Origin of the sequence: Paraburkholderia ginsengiterrae (genome assembly GCF_001645125.1) — a bacterium.
Classification (GTDB): domain Bacteria; phylum Pseudomonadota; class Gammaproteobacteria; order Burkholderiales; family Burkholderiaceae; genus Paraburkholderia; species Paraburkholderia ginsengiterrae.
In genome coordinates this window covers 214,830-231,628 of record NZ_LXKA01000110.1, presented here as the reverse complement: position 1 = coordinate 231,628, position 16,799 = coordinate 214,830, and the positions used below count along the sequence as shown (strand labels likewise).

Annotated in this window: 21 protein-coding genes and 2 pseudogenes; 13 read left to right on the top strand and 10 right to left on the bottom strand. The window is 54.9% G+C overall.

The window, feature by feature from the left end:
• Positions 1-33: 33 nt before the first annotated feature.
• From A6V37_RS09170 to A6V37_RS09120, 13 genes and pseudogenes are all read left to right on the top strand, one after another.
• Positions 34-1,083, top strand: a complete 1,050-nt coding sequence (locus tag A6V37_RS09170; RefSeq protein WP_064266944.1) for a TniB family NTP-binding protein — start codon at positions 34-36, stop codon at positions 1,081-1,083.
• A gap of 87 nt (positions 1,084-1,170) precedes the next feature.
• Positions 1,171-2,697, top strand: coding sequence for a TniQ family protein (locus A6V37_RS43110; protein ID WP_082902646.1), 1,527 nt, complete (start codon positions 1,171-1,173; stop codon positions 2,695-2,697).
• Between the two features lie 4 nt (positions 2,698-2,701).
• Positions 2,702-3,058: pseudogene (locus A6V37_RS43105) on the top strand (TniQ family protein); the annotation flags it as partial.
• Positions 3,059-3,148: 90 nt separating this feature from the next.
• On the top strand, positions 3,149-4,027 hold the full coding sequence (locus A6V37_RS38880; protein WP_242665767.1) for a helix-turn-helix domain-containing protein: 879 nt from the start codon (positions 3,149-3,151) through the stop codon (positions 4,025-4,027).
• 37 nt (positions 4,028-4,064) lie between these two features.
• A complete protein-coding gene (locus A6V37_RS09160; RefSeq protein ID WP_064266942.1) occupies positions 4,065-4,775 on the top strand; it encodes a hypothetical protein in 711 nt (236 codons plus the stop codon).
• Between the two features lie 104 nt (positions 4,776-4,879).
• Complete coding sequence (locus tag A6V37_RS09155; RefSeq protein WP_064266941.1) at positions 4,880-5,161, top strand: hypothetical protein; 282 nt, start codon at positions 4,880-4,882, stop codon at positions 5,159-5,161.
• 454 nt (positions 5,162-5,615) lie between these two features.
• Positions 5,616-6,713: a hypothetical protein gene (locus A6V37_RS09150; RefSeq protein ID WP_064266940.1), complete on the top strand. Its 1,098-nt coding sequence runs from the start codon at positions 5,616-5,618 to the stop codon at positions 6,711-6,713.
• Positions 6,714-6,732: 19 nt separating this feature from the next.
• Positions 6,733-7,284 (top strand): winged helix-turn-helix transcriptional regulator, encoded by a 552-nt coding sequence (locus A6V37_RS09145; RefSeq protein WP_064266939.1) that lies wholly within the window; start codon positions 6,733-6,735, stop codon positions 7,282-7,284.
• Between the two features lie 174 nt (positions 7,285-7,458).
• A complete protein-coding gene (locus tag A6V37_RS09140; RefSeq protein WP_064266938.1) occupies positions 7,459-7,749 on the top strand; it encodes a multiubiquitin domain-containing protein in 291 nt (96 codons plus the stop codon).
• Positions 7,724-8,899 (top strand): ThiF family adenylyltransferase, encoded by a 1,176-nt coding sequence (locus A6V37_RS09135; protein WP_064266937.1) that lies wholly within the window; start codon positions 7,724-7,726, stop codon positions 8,897-8,899. The genes A6V37_RS09140 and A6V37_RS09135 overlap by 26 nt, the downstream gene beginning before the upstream one ends.
• Entirely contained in the window at positions 8,896-9,357 is a 462-nt protein-coding gene (locus A6V37_RS09130) for a ubiquitination-like system serine protease family protein (RefSeq protein WP_064266936.1), read from the top strand. The genes A6V37_RS09135 and A6V37_RS09130 overlap by 4 nt, the downstream gene beginning before the upstream one ends.
• Before the next feature lie 136 nt (positions 9,358-9,493).
• Complete coding sequence (locus tag A6V37_RS09125) at positions 9,494-10,249, top strand: hypothetical protein (protein ID WP_064266935.1); 756 nt, start codon at positions 9,494-9,496, stop codon at positions 10,247-10,249.
• A gap of 61 nt (positions 10,250-10,310) precedes the next feature.
• Positions 10,311-11,414 (top strand): hypothetical protein, encoded by a 1,104-nt coding sequence (locus A6V37_RS09120; RefSeq protein WP_064266934.1) that lies wholly within the window; start codon positions 10,311-10,313, stop codon positions 11,412-11,414.
• A 69-nt stretch (positions 11,415-11,483) separates the two neighbouring features.
• On the opposite strand, the gene A6V37_RS09115 is transcribed toward A6V37_RS09120, so the two are convergent.
• The 10 genes and pseudogenes from A6V37_RS09115 to A6V37_RS09080 all read right to left on the bottom strand — a co-directional run bounded on the left by A6V37_RS09115 (position 11,484) and on the right by A6V37_RS09080 (position 16,787).
• Entirely contained in the window at positions 11,484-11,885 is a 402-nt protein-coding gene (locus tag A6V37_RS09115; protein WP_242665766.1) for a ParB/RepB/Spo0J family partition protein, read from the bottom strand.
• 128 nt (positions 11,886-12,013) lie between these two features.
• A pseudogene (locus tag A6V37_RS42130) lies at positions 12,014-12,154 on the bottom strand (chromosome partitioning protein ParB); the annotation flags it as partial.
• Between the two features lie 254 nt (positions 12,155-12,408).
• Complete coding sequence (locus tag A6V37_RS09110; RefSeq protein WP_064267188.1) at positions 12,409-12,669, bottom strand: hypothetical protein; 261 nt, start codon at positions 12,667-12,669, stop codon at positions 12,409-12,411.
• A gap of 223 nt (positions 12,670-12,892) precedes the next feature.
• Positions 12,893-13,177, bottom strand: a complete 285-nt coding sequence (locus tag A6V37_RS09105; RefSeq protein WP_157447860.1) for a hypothetical protein — start codon at positions 13,175-13,177, stop codon at positions 12,893-12,895.
• Between the two features lie 184 nt (positions 13,178-13,361).
• Entirely contained in the window at positions 13,362-13,919 is a 558-nt protein-coding gene (locus A6V37_RS09100) for a hypothetical protein (protein WP_064266931.1), read from the bottom strand.
• 304 nt (positions 13,920-14,223) lie between these two features.
• The gene (locus A6V37_RS09095) at positions 14,224-14,934 is read right to left on the bottom strand and encodes an Imm52 family immunity protein (protein WP_064267187.1); all 711 of its coding nucleotides are present in this window, start codon (positions 14,932-14,934) and stop codon (positions 14,224-14,226) included.
• 14 nt (positions 14,935-14,948) lie between these two features.
• Positions 14,949-15,554, bottom strand: a complete 606-nt coding sequence (locus tag A6V37_RS09090; protein WP_064266930.1) for a restriction endonuclease fold toxin 5 domain-containing protein — start codon at positions 15,552-15,554, stop codon at positions 14,949-14,951.
• Complete coding sequence (locus A6V37_RS40545) at positions 15,554-15,904, bottom strand: hypothetical protein (protein WP_064267186.1); 351 nt, start codon at positions 15,902-15,904, stop codon at positions 15,554-15,556. Before A6V37_RS40545 ends, A6V37_RS09090 begins: the two co-directional genes overlap by 1 nt.
• Positions 15,892-16,044: a hypothetical protein gene (locus tag A6V37_RS40540; protein WP_157447859.1), complete on the bottom strand. Its 153-nt coding sequence runs from the start codon at positions 16,042-16,044 to the stop codon at positions 15,892-15,894. The genes A6V37_RS40545 and A6V37_RS40540 overlap by 13 nt, the downstream gene beginning before the upstream one ends.
• Before the next feature lie 23 nt (positions 16,045-16,067).
• On the bottom strand, positions 16,068-16,787 hold the full coding sequence (locus tag A6V37_RS09080) for an immunity 52 family protein (RefSeq protein ID WP_242665772.1): 720 nt from the start codon (positions 16,785-16,787) through the stop codon (positions 16,068-16,070).
• Positions 16,788-16,799 lie beyond the last annotated feature (12 nt).

The window sequence follows — 16,799 nt, the reverse complement described above, 5'->3', positions numbered from 1 at the left end:
GCCCGAAGCGGCGGGCTGCCCGGAGAAAATATCATGGAACTAAATTATCCAGATAATTCGGATAACGAACATAATGAAAGCAATAAAAAACATAGAACCCAGTTTGAGGATCTTATCGACAGGAAGTATGAGTCTGTGGCCACGGTGCGTGAGACGCTTATCGAACATCCAGCGTTTTCTTACGGTATCAGCGCTATCCGGCGGTGTCATCGGATGGGGCGATTCGGACTTGAGGAGCCAGGATGTCTGATCATTACGGGAGTATCTGGTAGCGGCAAGTCTACGCTTCGCAAGGAATACGCCAAGCATCATCCGCGTCGTGAAACCGAGGATGGGACGATCATTCCCGTTCTGCATCTTGAGTTACCAGCGAAGCCGACGATAAAGAACGTCGCAGAACGCATCCTTTTAGCATTGGGCGACCCGCTATTCGCTCGCGGAACCGCCGTGGATATGACCGAACGGATCGTCATGTTATTCAAGAACTGCCAGTTAGAACTGGTTATCCTGGATGAGTTCCAACACTTTATCGATCACTCGAGTGAAAAGATCGAGACGGCGGTCGCCGACTGGTTGAAGAGTCTCATCAACGAAACGAAAGTTCCCTTCGTGCTAATGGGCTTGCGCCGATGCAGGCGAATTCTCCAGAGCAACGAGCAGTTGCGCCGGCGCTTTTCAAGGCAGATATCACTTGAACCGTTCAGCATTGCTGACAAACGGTCGCGACGCATTTTTGACGGCCTGCTGCGTACAATATTTGGCAGCTTGCCAGTTCCGTGCGCTCCTGAACTCACCGGTGGCGGAACCAGCGTTGAGCAGATGCACTACGCGACTTTTGGTCTGATCGGCTATGTGATGACGCTCATTACCGCCTCAGTCGAGATCGTTATTGAGGAAGGTCGCGCGGCAATCGATCGGCAAATCCTTAGCCGGGCGTTCTCCGACGCCATCTGGCCAGAAGGCATAGATCGTCTGAATCCATTTCACCCCAAGTTTATTAATAGGCCGCTGATGAACGCTCGCGAGCCATTCTTTGGTTACAAGGACGATCGCGACCACGTCAGTCGAGATCGTTCTGTATGAAAAGTGTTCCCCCTATCCGTTGAGATGTATGCACCCGTGCCATTTTGAGTCTCTGGCCGGATATGTGCCTACATATCAGTCCGTGTCATGGTCGCTCCATCTGGAGACCACTGCACAATGCCGGGAAACCATTCTTTGGCTACGCACACTGCCCACACAGGTCGACGATTTGTCTGCCGTCCTCGCCCGGCTCACGACGAGCATGTACTGAGCTATTTACTGCGACTGGGGGTGGTGAACGGGTATACCGGACAACCAGCGCTTGGACGGTTTGTGCGGTCGATCAAAGCCAGCCTTTGTAAGGCGGACGAGGTGACCACGGTTGCTCGCCTTGTGGATCTCGACGTATGTATCCTAAACGAGCTTCTACACCGACATCGGCGTGTTCCGGGCGTGCAGACTAGTTCACTATATTGGGCAACGCGCTACTTTTTTCGCGAGCCGTATATCGCATATTGCCCAGCATGCATTCGTGAGCGTGGACTTTTCAGGGCCATCTGGAATTTTCGCGCTGTCACCGTATGCGAGTTGCATGGTCTATGGCTTGTCGAGCACTGCCCGCAATGTACCGAGCTCGTAGGATGGGACCGACCTGGACCCACTCGGTGCAAATGCGGATTTGATCTTGGCCAGACGGAGACAACGCCCGCTCCTATCGAGGCTGGTCTTATCAGTAAGCAGATTTTGGCGGCAGTTCTCGGCGTCGCAGAACCTGATCTGATTGAGCAGCAGCTTTTTTGTACCAAAGTGCGTCGAATAAGCGCGTTGGAGTGGCTAGCTGTCTCCAACTTCCTGTCCACGACTATTTCACGGTCATATCACTTCCATCCAACCACTAAGGCTGCCCTTGAGATTGAGAAACGCGCCACGCTTCTTGCGGCCAAGCTGCTCATGGCGTCGCCGGCAAATGCTATGCAGGAACTGAATAGGTTCGCGCAGAGCCACACGGACGGATGGAAGCCGCTACTCATCTCTTCCGAAAACCTGATCGCGAGGGCGCCGACCCGTTACATGAGTCGCCGTGGCGGCGTAATGGCACTCCCAACTTCCTTAACCGAATTGCTACATCACTATATCGACGACCTCATTGTGTATCGGGAGGGACGGGGGTTCGCGGTCAACCCAGACAAGCTAGAAGCAGGCAGCGATGGATGTCTAGGCATATCACTACGGGGGGAGACGAGCACCGACGGTTCCGCGGCCTCCAGCAAACTGGAATTTATTCCCCTGCGAAATCTCACTCGGGCGATTCGGCAAATGAACATCGTGCTTCACGGCACTCGCGAGGCTGAAGAACTCATAGGTGCAACGAGCCGTCAGCGTCTTGCATTGATTCGCCTCGGGCTCTTGCGCCCTTTGGAGGGAAGCACGTTCGTATTGTCGTCTGAGATTGATCGCTTCCTGCGATGGCTGCGAGACAATAGTACGTTGACTATGAGCCTGAGTAGCATGGTGCCACTGAGCGAGCTTGCGCCAACGGGGCGTATGTTATTGCAACGAGTGATGACTGCTGCCATCGAAGGACGCGTAGGATTTTTTCGACAGTCCGGAGATAGCGCGAGATTAGACACTTGCTTTATCACAAAGAGCTCACTTGCCGCGCTCGTGAGGTAGCAACGTGACCAAACTTCTGGTTCGTTTTGCGCCAATGCCAGGTGAAAGCACGACGGGCTACTTTCTTCGTCTATCGGAAGGCAATGGCTTCTCATCGTTGCTCGATCTCGAGCTTCTCGTCTCTGTCGAACATGGCGGTGATGGTCTCGCGAGGGTCGGCTCTATGCTCCCTGGGGTGTCGCTGCAGTCGCTCCGTGGTCAGGTAAGTCACTTTCGTCACCTCAAGACTGCAGATCCGGGTGGCCTTAGCATGAAGTACTGGAACGGACGTAGACCGCGCTACTGCCCCGAATGCCTCGCGGAAAGACCGAAGTGGCGCGCAGAATGGGATTTGACGCTGATGGTGGCCTGCCCGACTCATCGCGCTCGACTGCGCGATAGCTGTCCCAGCTGTAATAGACCGGTATCCTGGAAGCGGCACAGTATTTCTATGTGCAACTGCGGCAGACCGTTGACAGATACCGCCTCGGAAATAGCTACGAACGCAGAGATTGCTGTTAGCGCCTATCTGTCTTCAGCATTGGCTGATGAAGGGGGCGTAAATGGCGCTGACTATCGAACAGACGTTGGGCGCCTGGTACTTCCGGACCTGCTGGCAGTCTGCACTTTTCTCGGTGGATATGCGTGCAGCAATGGGGCGAAGCCTACCAAAATCGCCAATCTCGATAACGTCTCTGTGGCGACCGCTGTAGCAAACGCTGCAGGGCAGGCATTTATCGATTGGCCGCACGGATATCACGAGCTACTCGGCATTGTTTGCCGGAACAGAGGAAGCGAGGATTCGTGCGCCCGCCTGACTGCCCGGTTCGGTTACTTTTATACTGCGTTGTACAAACGCTTCGAAGCCGAACAGTTCGAATTTCTTCGTCGGGAGTTTGACTCGTTTGTTAGCCGTGAATGGGTCGGCCAACTAGCCGAACGGAATCGGCGATTGTCGCCTGCGACCCGTCGTCGACATGCGTGGATTTCACTTACATCGGCGGCCAAGCTGCTGGGGATCAAGCGGGACACCGTGTCAGTATTGATCACGCAAGGTACTCTGGAGGGACAAACACATAGGACGGCTTCAGGCCGAACGTCGGGTACCGTAAGCAGGTGCAGCGTCGAGGCGCTCCGCGACGAGAAAGCACAGTGGTTGACACTTACGGATGTGCGAAAACTCTTGATGATTTCGCGCAAGCGAGCGTATGCATTACTTCGTTCAAGCGTGCTGCGGCCAGTCGGAGGTCCATCAGTGGACGGCTCGCCGGTATGGAAATTTTCTACGCGCGAAGTGATGGCATTGATGTCGACACTATCTGATGTGGCGTCAACCGCTGAACATCGCTGAGCCAATGATGATCGATTAACCTTAACGCAGGTAGAAAATGGAAGAAAAGCCGCCCGAGACTTTGGACACGTGCGATCTGCTAAGGGCGATCGACTCGCTCTACGAACCTGACGTCCGAAACGGATTTTTTTCGCGTAGAGATGCTGATACTGGTGAGATCCGACCAGACAGTGTTTCCGAGCATCTCGCGGACGTAGCAGCATTCAGCCTTAGCACAACAGTACCCCGGTCGATTCAAGTCCACTTCGAAACCGCGAAGAATCTCTACGCCTACGCATGGTTTGTCTATCGCTTTTTCCCTGTGGCAGAGCAGCAAGCACTCACGTCCCTCGAGTTCGCACTCCGCGAACGGCTCGCTGCCGAGGTGGCGCAATCGTCGCGAGTTGGGGTTAGGCACCCGCGTGGTCTAAAAAACTTGCTGAAGGAAGCACGGGACCGAGGACTGGTATCGAACGACCGGTTTTCATGGGCTGAGGAGCGAGCACTGCAACGTGCCAGACAACGCGCCGAGCTTCAAGAGATCCAGGAGATGCAGCGCCTTGGACTGACGACGATCGAGGTCAACTACTCGAATGTGAAACCGCTACCCGAGGATTTCGACCACGACTGGATCGGCACATTCATCGATACTTTACCCAGGATTCGAAACACATACGCTCATGGCTCGGGCACTCTGCATAACGCGGTTTTGCGCACATTCGAGATCGTTAGCGAGCTGACTAATCAGTTATTCGCTCCGGCTAGGTAGAGCCTGCGCATTCCTGGCGATGCAACTTCAACGGTGCGCGTCGGCAGAGTTGCCGAAGGCCGCCACACGACTGCGTCCTAATGTTTTCGCCGGGAGGCCCAGATATGCTTGTCTTTCTAGACACCGAGTACACCGGGCTTGGTCAACTGTCACCGAAGCTAATTAGCTTGGGGATCGTGACGGAGGACGGGCAAAGGGAGTTTTACGTTGAGCTCGAAGACACATGGAAGCTTGAAGACTGCTCTGATTTTGTTCGACGGAAGGTCCTGCCGTTGCTTGGTGGAGCGGCCGTGTCACTGCTGCAAGCTCGTGAAAGGCTCCTTGATTGGTTCAGCGCTTCTCCGCGTACGGTGCGTGCCGCTTGCGACTCGATGACGGACTTCTGATTTCTTTTGCTGATACTCGGCGAATCGAAGCCATCCAATCTTGCGGCAGTACCGTACGACCTGCGGCCACTGATCGATACCCCCGTATATCACCATGCCGTAATGGCTCACTATCGGACTGACAATCGCGAGCATCACCCATTGGTAGACGCGCGCGCTTATCGCAAAGGCTGGTTGGCATGGATGGATTCGCGCAAGGCCAGGCCGCATCGTGCGGACCGTCAGGAAATTTCCAAGCAGCGGTAGACCTCATGCATCAAATGGCTATCGCGTTCGCGCGCACCTTGGCAGAGAGGTCACGGGCGGGCGCTGTATAGCCGAGCGTCGGTTACGCGTGACGGTTGCATCAGTCATAGTTCGCAAGTGAAAACCAGTTTGGTGCTAGCATTGGAAAGGACTATGCCTTAATTCTTCGCCGCTTCGCATCGGACGGTGTATTGCAGGTAGCTGGATCATGTACAAAGAAATAGAAAAGGTATTGAAGAAGGAGCCGGGGATAAAAGCTCGGGTGATCGCAAGCAGAATTGGCAAAGACAGAGGTGCAGTCAGCGCATACCTGCACGACCATCCAGAACTCTTCTTGCAGGACGGAGCCTTTGGCTGGTCGTTGGCGAAAACCGGTGAACTTCGGATCGAGCTGGTGGCAGGAAAATGGCTGACGGCCGACCTGTTTGAAGACGCGTTGACGTTGTCTGAGTCCGCGCTCTTGAGCACGTGCGAGCATGTAGTGTTTGTACTCGCGAAGGATAGCAAACTCCTACTCGAAGCCACGGCCCGCCTGCTTGCTCTTTGCAATCAGCTTGTACATGTAGGCAAGAAGGTTTCCGTCGATTTCAGTGATTGCTATTCGACACTCGACTATTTCAACAGGATTGGTTTTTTTGATTTTCTGGATCCTTCGATTTCCGTTGTTCCCTCAAGGCCGGAAACATCGAAGGCCGGCCTGTACAAAGGAGGCAATGACGGTGTCGTGGAAGTGGCGCTGATTGATCCGGTCTCGCCTGACGAGACAATCCCCGGTCGCCTGCAAAAGAGCTTCGTCAGCTGTGCAGGGGCGCAGTATTCGGTCGGCGCCTTCACTGTGCTTTCTGAGCTTTTTGGCAACGTCAGGGATCACTCGAACTCGCCGATTCCCGGCTTTGCTGCGTTGCAATTTTATTCAAGAGTCCGTAAGCCACACATCCAGGCAGTCATATCCGATAGTGGCCGTGGAATACTAGGGACGCTGGCCCCCGTACTCGAAACACGCTACCCGAGCGTGGCTGAAGCAATCCGCACTTCTGGCATGCATCCTGGGGTAGCGCTTATACAGGAGATTTTCGTGAAGGGCGGCATCAGCAGCAACGAAGACGAGGCGCGCGGGCTCGGACTGAAGAGGACCGGTGACGTGGCCAACAAATTCAACGCACGTATCTGCGTGCGACAGGAGACGTTCGAGGTCAAGGTTGACTACAACAAGCACGGGGACATCGAATTTTCCCATCGAGTCAACTTGCGCGAGCTTCGTGGCACCCACATCTGTTTCGACTTTTTGCTTGACGGTACGCGGTGACTCTCTTTAAATTACGCGGATGAACCAGACCTGCCTCCGCGTCAAGCTCCGCGACTTCACCACAACGTCCCAACCATTTGGAAACGTCCAGGGGAAGGAAGTTTACCAAAAGCTTTCTGAATTCATCAGCAAGCGTCCCGACGTCTGTGTGATCGGCATTTCCTTGGAAGGGATCGAGGCAACAGACGCTTCGTTCCCCCGAGAGAGCGTAATTTCGATCGCGAAGCAGTTCAGACGGGAGAGAGGACTCTTTCTCGAGCATCTGGATGATCGAGACCTAATTGATAACTGGAAGTATGCAGCGCAGGCGAAGGAGCAGCCGCTCGTCATCTGGCGTGACGACTCCTTCGAGGTCATCGGTCCCGAAATAAGTTCTTCAGGCCGTGATCTGCTGAACTACGTCCTCAAACACGGATCCGTTCTGGCGTCCCAGGTCGCTGCTGACCTCGACCTTTCTGTTCAGAACGCGAGCACAAGGCTGAAAAAACTGGTCGACGACGGATACATCCTGCGCGTCGAGGACATCGCCAGCAGCGGCGGTATCGAATACAAGTACGTCGCCATCCACTGATTCTGCTTAAACTGCTTGCATGAAGGAGAAATGATGTGATACGGTTGGTTCTGTGTCCGCTCCAGACGTGCGCATTTTGTTAAACAGCATCATTGAAGCAGAATATGGTGCTCAGATCCGCGCGTGGTTAAAGGGGGGATGCGTTGTCCACCAAACCCGAAAGGAATTGAGCATATGGAAACCCAGCAGAACTTTGATGGCGCCGATGAGCGCTCCATCAGCGGGCATGAACACTTCGAAATCGTCGTCAACGGCCGCGAAGCCGAGGTCAACGACCGTCATGTGACCTTTGAACAACTGGTCACAATCGCGTATCCCGGTGAACCGCCAATGCCGAACATCAAGTATTCGATTACCTACCGTGGGGTCGTTTCGAAGCCTCATAGCGGTGAGTTGGCTGCCGGCGGCAGTGTTGAAGTCAAACATGGGAGCATCTTCAATGTCGGCCGCACTGTTCAATCTTAATTCCGACCTCAAGCGTCTTCGTGAGGAGGGGTACGCAATGCGCATCACGGGCGGGTGTCTCGTGATGCAGGAAGTTCCCTACGTTAACGCGCGGCGCGAAGTGAAGATCGGCACGCTCATGTCCAGTCTCTGCCTGTCCGGGGACACGACTCAGAAGCCGGAGCCCCACACGGTCGAATTCCACGGCGAGTTTCCCTGTAACGCGGACGGAACGCCAATTCTGGGCATTACGCCTGGCGGGTCCATACCGGCGGACCCGCTCGTGGTTGGAAAGCACACACTTTCCAGCAAACCGGGACCGCAGCAGGGATACGAGGACTACTATCAAAAGATGTCCACTTACGCCACGATCGTGGCCGGTCCCGCGGCAGTTGTGCAGGCGGGTGCAACGCCGCGCGTGTACCGGCAGCCCGACGCCGACGAGGATAGTGTTTTCAACTACCTGGAGACGGCATCGGATCGCGTGGGGATCGGCCACCTTACAGCCAAACTGGAGTGTGAACGCATCGCGATCATTGGCGTGGGCGGCACCGGTTCCTACGTACTGGACCAAGTTGCAAAAACGCCCGTTCGCGAGATCCGGTTGATCGATGGCGACGACTTCCTTCAGCACAATGCGTTCCGTGCTCCCGGTGCTCCTTCAATTGAGACGCTCCGCGACGTGCCGAAGAAGGTGGACTATCTAGCCAGCAATTACTCGCGAATGCATCGTTACATCGTACCGCATGCTGTTCAGCTCGATACGAGCACCGCAAATCTGCTTGACGGCATAACGTTCGCTTTTCTGTGCATGGACGCTGGCGAGTCGAAGCGCCTTGTCGTGGAAATGCTGGAAGCCCGTGGAACGCCTTTCATTGATGTCGGGATGGGCCTGGAACTGGTCAACGGCACACTTGGCGGAATCCTGCGTGTTACCGCCAGTACGCCCGAAAAGCGGGACCATGTCAGGGAACGCGTCTCCTTTGAAGGTGGCGGCAATGAAAACGTATACACGTCAAATATTCAGGTCGCCGACCTCAATATGCTCAACGCCGCACTTGCCGTCATCAAGTGGAAAAAGCTCAGAGGCTTCTATCGCGATCTGGAGAACGAGCATCACTGCACGTACACGACCGACGGAAACATGCTGCTGAACGGGAATCAAGAATGATGCGCTTCAAGCAGCTCGAACCCCGTTTCGTTAAAAGCATTCCGCGAGAGTTGGAGCTAGGCGTCCTTTACGTATCGATGGAGTACGGCACGGTCGTTCACGGCTGCTGTTGCGGTTGCGGTAACGAGGTCGTCACGCCACTGACGCCGACCGACTGGAGTCTGACCTTCAACGGCGAAGCCATCTCGCTCTGGCCGTCCGTTGGCAACTGGAATCTGCCGTGCCAGTCGCATTACGTGATCCGCAGCAACAAAGTAATCGAAGCGGGAGCGTGGAATAAGGCAAAGATCGAAGCCGAGCAACGGCGAGATAAGAAGGGCAAGGCGGAGTTCTACGCGCAGGTTGATCGGCAGCCGGACAAATCCCCGGCGCCATTGATCGCGGCAGCGCCAGCTGTCCAGGAACGGCACGCGGAGAAAAGCATCTGGGAAAAATTGTGTCGATGGCTCGTGCGTTAGGCGCTCCACCGCATTTGAGTCAGCTGCTTGTGAATTTGCTTATCGAACAGGCTCGAGGCGGATACCGTTCTGGTGACCCCTGCAGAAGCAGCCCATGCTTCACGTTAGCTACAGACCTAAAATAACGAGGAAAAAAATGGCCATTGGTAGTTGGAGTTTTTTGTCGCCCATCATCACTTTCGTGCTGGGCACGGGGTACGCCCGCTGGAACGACCGCCGTCACATCAAGTACTGCGCAGACGGTGAGACGGTAATTCACAAGCGCGATGCGCTGGATGGATTGGTCGTGTCCCACAACGGTGAGCCGGTCGACCGGATAACGCGATCCCTTGTCTCGATCTGGAACGCAGGTAAGGGGCCGGTTAAACCAGATGACGTGGTCGCAGACAATCCTTTGCGCATCGTACTCAACGATAACGAGAGGATCCTTTCCGTCAGAACCGTTCGCTGTGACGACGATGTCGTGAAGGCTGAGGTAGCTCCTTCGGACGACGGCAGCTGGCGAATCAACTTCTCCCATTGGGCACGCGGTGCATGTGTAATTTTCGAGGTACTTCATACGTCATCGGCACTCGTGCCGAAAGTGGTCGGAACCGTAGACGGATTTCAGCCAGTTAAGTCTCTTGGCCGGGTGACGACCGGCGCTTTTCTGCCCGCGCGCCGACGGTGGCTGTACAGATTGGCCCCGGCCCTGTCAGTCCCTTTGTTTGCATTTGGAATTTGGGCTGTTGCGGCATTGAAGATTCCTCCTGATCCGAGAGCGATCCTCGCATTGCTGTTGCTCGCACCTGGAGAATTTCTTCTTATTGTTTACGGTGTTGAGTTTGTCGTAAATCTGCGCGTGCCGCGCAGCGTGCGCCGCTTTTCTATCGACAGCGCTCGCAAACAATGACGCCTGTTCAAACTGGCATTCACTTTTGTCATCCGTTGAAACTTTTAGATACGAGCCACGAATGAAGTCTCCTCTTTTCAACATTGACAAGCAGCTTCAAGAAGTAGGTCTCGCGGACAGCGCAGGAAAGAGTATCGACAACTTCCTCGCGACGATGTCATATAGCTTCGCTGAATACGTAAAGCAGCCTGAGTGGTTGTGGCAGCAGGTTACCTATTCTCCACGAATTTGGGACGCGGTTCGACGTGACGCCGATCGACGGATTTGGCTGGCATACGAAGGTATTGAGCTTGCAGTGTACGGAGCGCGCAAAAACTGTGGCTTCATCCGCACGTACCGATACCGAGGTCCGTCGATAGCTGCAGGCGTGTCTTCCGGACAGGCTTTTATGCGTACAGTTGCTGAGGTGTTCAACGACGAGTACTCGTTAATCAGTTTCTTTCAGACTGAGAGCACGATTCAATTCTTTCGACAATGGAGCGAAGAGCAGACACGACGCTACGCTGCTCCTACGAAAATGGCCGAGGGCCGAATCAGCAATACATCGGTAGAGAAAACGTACATCATTGGAAGCGGCGAAGGTTGCTTGGTGTGTGGCAAGCGGGCGACGCGCTACGCGCATTCTACCGTCGGTTGCAATGCGGCCGTGATGTTCATGTTGCAGCTTTGTGCTCAACATCAGGAAGAGGTACAGGCCCACCCGTCGGTTCTTGCTTTCATGAACATCGTGTTTTCGATGGGTCTGGATCTCTCAAACCTCGTCAAGACGACCGCAATACCGAAGGAGCTTATCGATCCTCTCTCTGAATATATGCGAGAGAGTTTAGGGGCGACTTCCGTGGACAGAGATGACCGAGAAAATGGAGTTCATCTCACTTTCGCTTACCCGTCAGGTTGGCAATGGAAGCTGCGTTTGCAATCCTTCACCGACTACGCATACGTTCTCATGGACCCTTCTGGAGAGCACAGGGCTAAGGTAGATTCGGCGGCTCACCATCCGGAAGTGCCGTTTGGTCCGGATCATTGGCATGTGAATGCGACCAAGAAGGTGAAGCGCGACACAATTTTGCCGAGTTTCACCTACGGACTACCGCTGTTCGACTTCACTCTCCTGAATCGAATCGCGAGGGACAAGCAGGCTATTCTGCCCAACGGTCACAACTGACTCGGATTCAATCGCCGCCGTCATGGCTTGGATCAAACGACTTAAGTAAGTATTGGCCTGATGAAAAAGCTAACGCGTATATCGGTGAACTCCTCGGGATGGCACAAGCCCACTGGTGAAGCACGCGAGCACGAGTCCAACAGCTTCAACAGCATCAATGGCTTTGGATTTGAGGATTGGTTGTTTAGATGGGAATGGCAACTCGACGGATGGCGTTACGCGTTTCTTCAAGGGGTGAACAAAAGCGGACGCGCGTTGCTCAAGATTGGCGTTGTACGTGTAACTTTCGTCGTCCGTGGCCACCAGGCAGGGTGCCTCAATGCAACCCAGATCCTGCATCGCCCGCAGCCGTAGGTGACCGTCAAGCAGCACATATTGTCCGGTGGCCGGGTCAGCGGCATTAACGGACAATGGCTCAATCAGTCCGATCTTCCCGATCGAGGCCCTAATCTGTTTGAACCTGCGCGACACGATTATCTCCACCGGCGTCCTGCGCGACGCGAGGATGCAGACGACCGGAACTGATAGGGATCCCCGTATCAACCTAAGTGTCACGCCCGTCGGGCGAGACTCCCACCTGACCAGACTCGCTCGGAAAGCTATTTAGGAAATGTCGCCAGCCCCTCCGCACGTAAGAGGTTGACGAAGTTCTCGTCCGCGTAAAGCTGCCTCAGCGCGCCCACGACGAACATCAGCCGCTGCTGCGCGAACTCCGCCTTTCTAACCAGCTTTTGCGGTCTGCGGTGCATAGACCAGCGACAACACTTTGCATCGACTCACGTGATATCGTTTGCGTGGTCGTCGCCGAAGCTCGCTCAGTTCTGTCATACCACGTTCTCGCTGCTCATTTGTTTCTTCCGGGAGGGCCCTTCCGCTCGTCCATCCAGGCCAACCACCCGCGGTTAATCTCGAACAGGTCATGCTCGAAGCGCTTGATTATCTGCGGAACCTTATCCGTCTGACATTCCGGAGATACCCGGCCGTCGCGAAATCCTTAAACAGGTCGAATATCGCGCGTCTCGTCAAAGTAACGACCTAAGAGCGTCACGACCGTCGAATCATCAATGATGTTCGCGCGCCCCAGCGCGATGACCAGTTTTTCGGTCTCATCGGGAGTTAAGTCATCGTCCGAAAGGCGGGTGATGACCGCTGCTAATGCGCTGGTATCGTCCCTGACGTATACCACGCCGTGACGCTTCGCCAGATCGGCGATAAATTTACGCAGCCCAATCGTCGGAATTTCCGGAATGGTCATGTCGATCCCCTGATTTACACTCACAATCATGCCGTGACCGGTAACCCGTGATCTTGGCATACTGTAATACGGGTCATCTTGGTTGCGTTACGAGAAAGTATGGACGCAATTTGGGTCTGGCACAACGGACGGCCGCGAGTCAGGCTAGTTCCTCGGAAAACCCGGTGGGACGGTCGCGGCCGCCCGGATCCATCGGTTCAGCGCCACGTGACCGGGATTGAAATCAGGATGCCGATTGCTTCCTCGCCGCGACTTTGTGTGCGACACGGCGAGGCTTGCTGGCATCGACAGTTGATTGCGGGCGCCTCGGTTTCTCCGACTGGTTCGCCATGGCTGTCGCCAGTTGCAGTCTCAATGCGCTGAGTTCTGCGACGTATGACGTGTTCGAATCGCGAAGGACTTCCAGGCTCACCTCCATGACACCCGCTTGATGACGCGCATCGCGAAGCTGACGCTGCAGCGACTGGATTTCTTCCCGATGCCCAGCCTCGTCGCGTTTAGTGGGCACGATACTCCCAAGCGCCGCAGCCAGACTCAACATGGGTTTGCTGGGCGCCTACGATCGGCAGGCGAAGGACGCTGTTGAGCGGATACGAGGGTGGATCTGTCGTCTTGCGCAAAGTGGTGAGCATCAGCGTCGCGCGCAGCGAGGCTGACCATTGGTTCGCAGGCCGCAGAGTGATGAGGACTGGCTAAAAAATCTCGGACTGGCCGTGCCTTAGTTCGTTGATCATGTCGTGAAGTCGGATTTTCTTGTCCGCTTTGTGCATTGCCGGTTCCGACATAAAGCCAATCAGATTTTCGAGCTGGGACACGTTGCCGACGATCTGAAATTGCTTCGCATGGTTCACAAAAACGACTGATTTTTTCCTGCAACGAAGGAGCTCGATGACATTATGTAATGTTCCGGTACTCTGGGCGTCCCAGATCATTAGCCCGAAGTCAGCGGCCCTCACCATTTCTATGTCCTTCGCCGTGAAAAATAAGCGAGAACCCGGCGCCGCGTGCTTCACCTGAACGCAGTTGATAGGCCATTGACCAATGTTGTTCCGCGGCTTATCGCCGCTGCAATAAACAACAGTAGCACTGGCGCGCCTTTCAAACAGGTAGGCCTGTATTGACCTATCGGCGCCGTCAGCATCACCTACGATTACGGTGTGGTTCGCTTGGATGATGTTGTCAATGCGATTGCGTACCCTGAAGTCCAGACGCGTGATGCTGATCGACCCGGCGATGAAGATTTTGGTCATTCGGCGACTCTAACAAAATCACGGCTTGACATAGACGTACCCTACAACGTTGGCTGGTCTGGGGCTTCACAAATCATTGTTTCCGCCAAGGTTACATCAAAAGCCGAAGTTTCCTCTAACGTTAGATGAACGGTCAAAATACGCGAAGAAGAGCAAAGAGCCGGGGAGGCCGAAACCCGCACAAAAATTGTGCATAACACCAGCACGACCGAAAGGGGCGCGGCAAGGTCTGTCAGCACCACTGTCTCCCGATGCAGCCAAATGAATCACCGGCCGTCAGCAAACTACACAACGACAACCCTTTTCACAGTTCTGTAAATAGCGGCAAAAGGTCCTGATCTACCAGGCGGACCTCTATAGCGTTTGCAACCTTCACGTGCTCGGGGTTATCGGCCGAAAACGGCTCGTCAATGACGCTAACGATGATCGTTCCTGTTTGCTGCCTGTCACCCATGACAGGTATCAATTCGCGTGCGTCTGGCACCTGCTTTACCGTCAATGGTTTAGGTAAATAAAGCATCCAACCAGCGCCAGGCCGCTTCTCAAAGATCTGTTGCTTCGCAAAGTATTTGTACGGACCCGCCTGAATGCTAGATGCGGGCCATATGCGAGTCGCATCGGCAATGATGTCCGTAAGAATTTTCGGATCCGAGAGCCCGGCGATGCCGTCTGATTCGAGTTCGCATGTTGACAAACCTGCGACGCTGACCAGATCGGTCAGTACGATTCCCCCAGCTCCCTCGATGCCGTTCCACACCCCCAACCCTCGAATGCCAGGGTAGGTTTCCGTGTCCGCCTTCGCCATCGCGATCGCAGCGGTGGTAGGGCCCGAGGCATCGAAGGCCTTGTTCAGGAGCGAGGCGGCCGGGGTGCTCGCAGACGGATACCAATTGTCGAGTGGTAACCCAGCTTTCTGCAACGAGCAAGCGAACTTCCACAGCCACCCGTATTGCTCTTCAACGGAGGGCAGTTCCTTCCTTTGCAACCGGAAGCTCAGATCTATATTAAGGTTCATAGTCGTCGTCAAATTTACTGTGCCACGGGGCCCGCCACGAGGCCTCTTAATTCTGTCTGGACCAATGGGGCGAGCATCCGAAAATCCCGCGTGAAATATTCATAGCTTATCGGCTGCATAAAATACCAGTGCAACAGAGCCGGTGGATTAGCGCCAACAGCAACGCTCTGCGCTTGTGCTTGCGCTCTCATTTTCTGAACGCCGAATAGCCTGAAGAAGCGCTTGGGCCGCCCGGTGTCCTGATCGAAAAACTGATCATATTTTGCCTTGGCCTCTTCCAGTTGGCACATGGACGAGCGAAAACCGTCGAAATCGAGCCCGCTAAAATTCCACTCTGTTCCCGGCGCGAAGCCCGTCACCTGAGCCTGATACTCGCGGGAAATGTCCGACATGTTCCAATTGCGAGTGACGAGACTGCCTGCATCGGGCGGACATTTCTTGCAAGGCTCATCAGTCTTCGGAATTGTCCGAGCCACGGGTTGAGTCTTGCTCTGGTCCTCCGCGTGATCACCCGGAATCGAAAGTATTGCCGCCACTGCCGTTCCACCAAGCAATGCAGGAAACGCTTCGGCAAGCGCGGCGCCAGCCGCTTCGATCAGCGGAATAGCCAATACAGCCATCAGTCTCCCCTTTGCGCTCTGTCTATAAGCTTGTGTCGTGCTACCGCAAGGACATCTTCGAAACGCTCCTCGATCGGACGGCCCGGTTTGGCGAGCCACGCGGCGATAGCCGGTTTGCGATAAAACTCGGGAACGTCAGCCTCCACGTAGAGAAATTCATCAAGCGCCTCGCCCTGCGCAAATCCCATGTGTTTAGCGTCCTGGTACGCACGGACTAGTCTGTCAAGCAACGTCGGATCGTCCGAGAAATGGGGAGCATCGCGCACAATGTCATCTCGGATCGTTGCGACGAAGTTACGTTCGTCACTGGCGCACAGGGCCGCCCATTGTTCTACCGTCAGTTCAAGCATGGATACCAACCGTCGATCGGCAAATTCGCGCGTTGCAACACGCTTGCGAACTCCCACAGCCAGGCGCATTCGGTTTCGATGGCGGGCAACACCGGCTCCGACAGACGAAATGCCAATTCAAGGTTCAGACTGAACTTCATGGTATCGGCCAATTTCCTCCGAGCTAAAGTTCGGTGAATAAGGGCAGCAAGTCCTGATCGACCAATCGCTCTTCAATTGCGTTGGCGATCTTCACATGTTCCGGATTTGAAGCAGAGAAAGGCTCATCGACAACACTGACGATGAGGGTGCCTATCCGCTTCTTACCATCCATGACCGGAATCAGGTCGCGAGCCTCGGGCACTTGCTGAGCGGTGAAAACTCTCGGCAAATAAAGCATCCAACCGGCGCCGGGTCGTTTTTCGAAGACCTGCTGCTGCGAAAAATACTTGAATGGCCCGACCTGAACGCTCGACGCGGACCAGATGCGCGCCGCTTCCGAAACAACATCCGCCACGAGCGTTGTCTGCTGAAATCCGACAATGCCTTTCATCTGGAAGGTCACCGAGCACACACTATCAATGCCCTGCGAGTCGGAAAAAGCAGCTCCACCGTCTCCCTCCAAGCCATTCCATACCCCGAGCGACCTGACGCTAGTGCCATTGGATAAAGCGGAATTCTTCGCCATGGCAATCGCCGCGCTGGTCGGTCCATTGGCATCGAAGGCAGCGTTTAGCAGCGACGCTTTTTCCGTATCCGCCGCTGGATACCATTTGTCCACGGGTAAGCCGGCTCGCGTCAGGATGTTCGCAAACTGCCAAAGTCGGTCGTACTCCGACTCGATGGTCGGCAATTGCGGGGCAGCCACGCGATAGGTGACATCAATGTTCAAATGAAAGGCCATGTTCGTCAACGT

Coding starts and splice junctions, on each gene's coding strand:
- A6V37_RS09090 (WP_064266930.1), bottom strand. CDS start 15,554: ATGGCTGTATTGGCTATTCCGCTGATCGAAGCGGCTGGCGCCGCGCTT.
- A6V37_RS09130 (WP_064266936.1), top strand. CDS start 8,896: ATGATGCGCTTCAAGCAGCTCGAACCCCGTTTCGTTAAAAGCATTCCG.
- A6V37_RS40540 (WP_157447859.1), bottom strand. CDS start 16,044: ATGAAGTTCAGTCTGAACCTTGAATTGGCATTTCGTCTGTCGGAGCCG.
- A6V37_RS09125 (WP_064266935.1), top strand. CDS start 9,494: ATGGCCATTGGTAGTTGGAGTTTTTTGTCGCCCATCATCACTTTCGTG.
- A6V37_RS43110 (WP_082902646.1), top strand. CDS start 1,171: ATGGTCGCTCCATCTGGAGACCACTGCACAATGCCGGGAAACCATTCT.
- A6V37_RS09120 (WP_064266934.1), top strand. CDS start 10,311: ATGAAGTCTCCTCTTTTCAACATTGACAAGCAGCTTCAAGAAGTAGGT.
- A6V37_RS09160 (WP_064266942.1), top strand. CDS start 4,065: ATGGAAGAAAAGCCGCCCGAGACTTTGGACACGTGCGATCTGCTAAGG.
- A6V37_RS09170 (WP_064266944.1), top strand. CDS start 34: ATGGAACTAAATTATCCAGATAATTCGGATAACGAACATAATGAAAGC.
- A6V37_RS09095 (WP_064267187.1), bottom strand. CDS start 14,934: ATGAACCTTAATATAGATCTGAGCTTCCGGTTGCAAAGGAAGGAACTG.
- A6V37_RS09100 (WP_064266931.1), bottom strand. CDS start 13,919: ATGACCAAAATCTTCATCGCCGGGTCGATCAGCATCACGCGTCTGGAC.
- A6V37_RS09150 (WP_064266940.1), top strand. CDS start 5,616: ATGTACAAAGAAATAGAAAAGGTATTGAAGAAGGAGCCGGGGATAAAA.
- A6V37_RS09155 (WP_064266941.1), top strand. CDS start 4,880: ATGCTTGTCTTTCTAGACACCGAGTACACCGGGCTTGGTCAACTGTCA.
- A6V37_RS09110 (WP_064267188.1), bottom strand. CDS start 12,669: ATGACCATTCCGGAAATTCCGACGATTGGGCTGCGTAAATTTATCGCC.
- A6V37_RS09145 (WP_064266939.1), top strand. CDS start 6,733: ATGAACCAGACCTGCCTCCGCGTCAAGCTCCGCGACTTCACCACAACG.
- A6V37_RS09140 (WP_064266938.1), top strand. CDS start 7,459: ATGGAAACCCAGCAGAACTTTGATGGCGCCGATGAGCGCTCCATCAGC.
- A6V37_RS09080 (WP_242665772.1), bottom strand. CDS start 16,787: ATGGCCTTTCATTTGAACATTGATGTCACCTATCGCGTGGCTGCCCCG.
- A6V37_RS09135 (WP_064266937.1), top strand. CDS start 7,724: ATGTCGGCCGCACTGTTCAATCTTAATTCCGACCTCAAGCGTCTTCGT.
- A6V37_RS40545 (WP_064267186.1), bottom strand. CDS start 15,904: ATGCTTGAACTGACGGTAGAACAATGGGCGGCCCTGTGCGCCAGTGAC.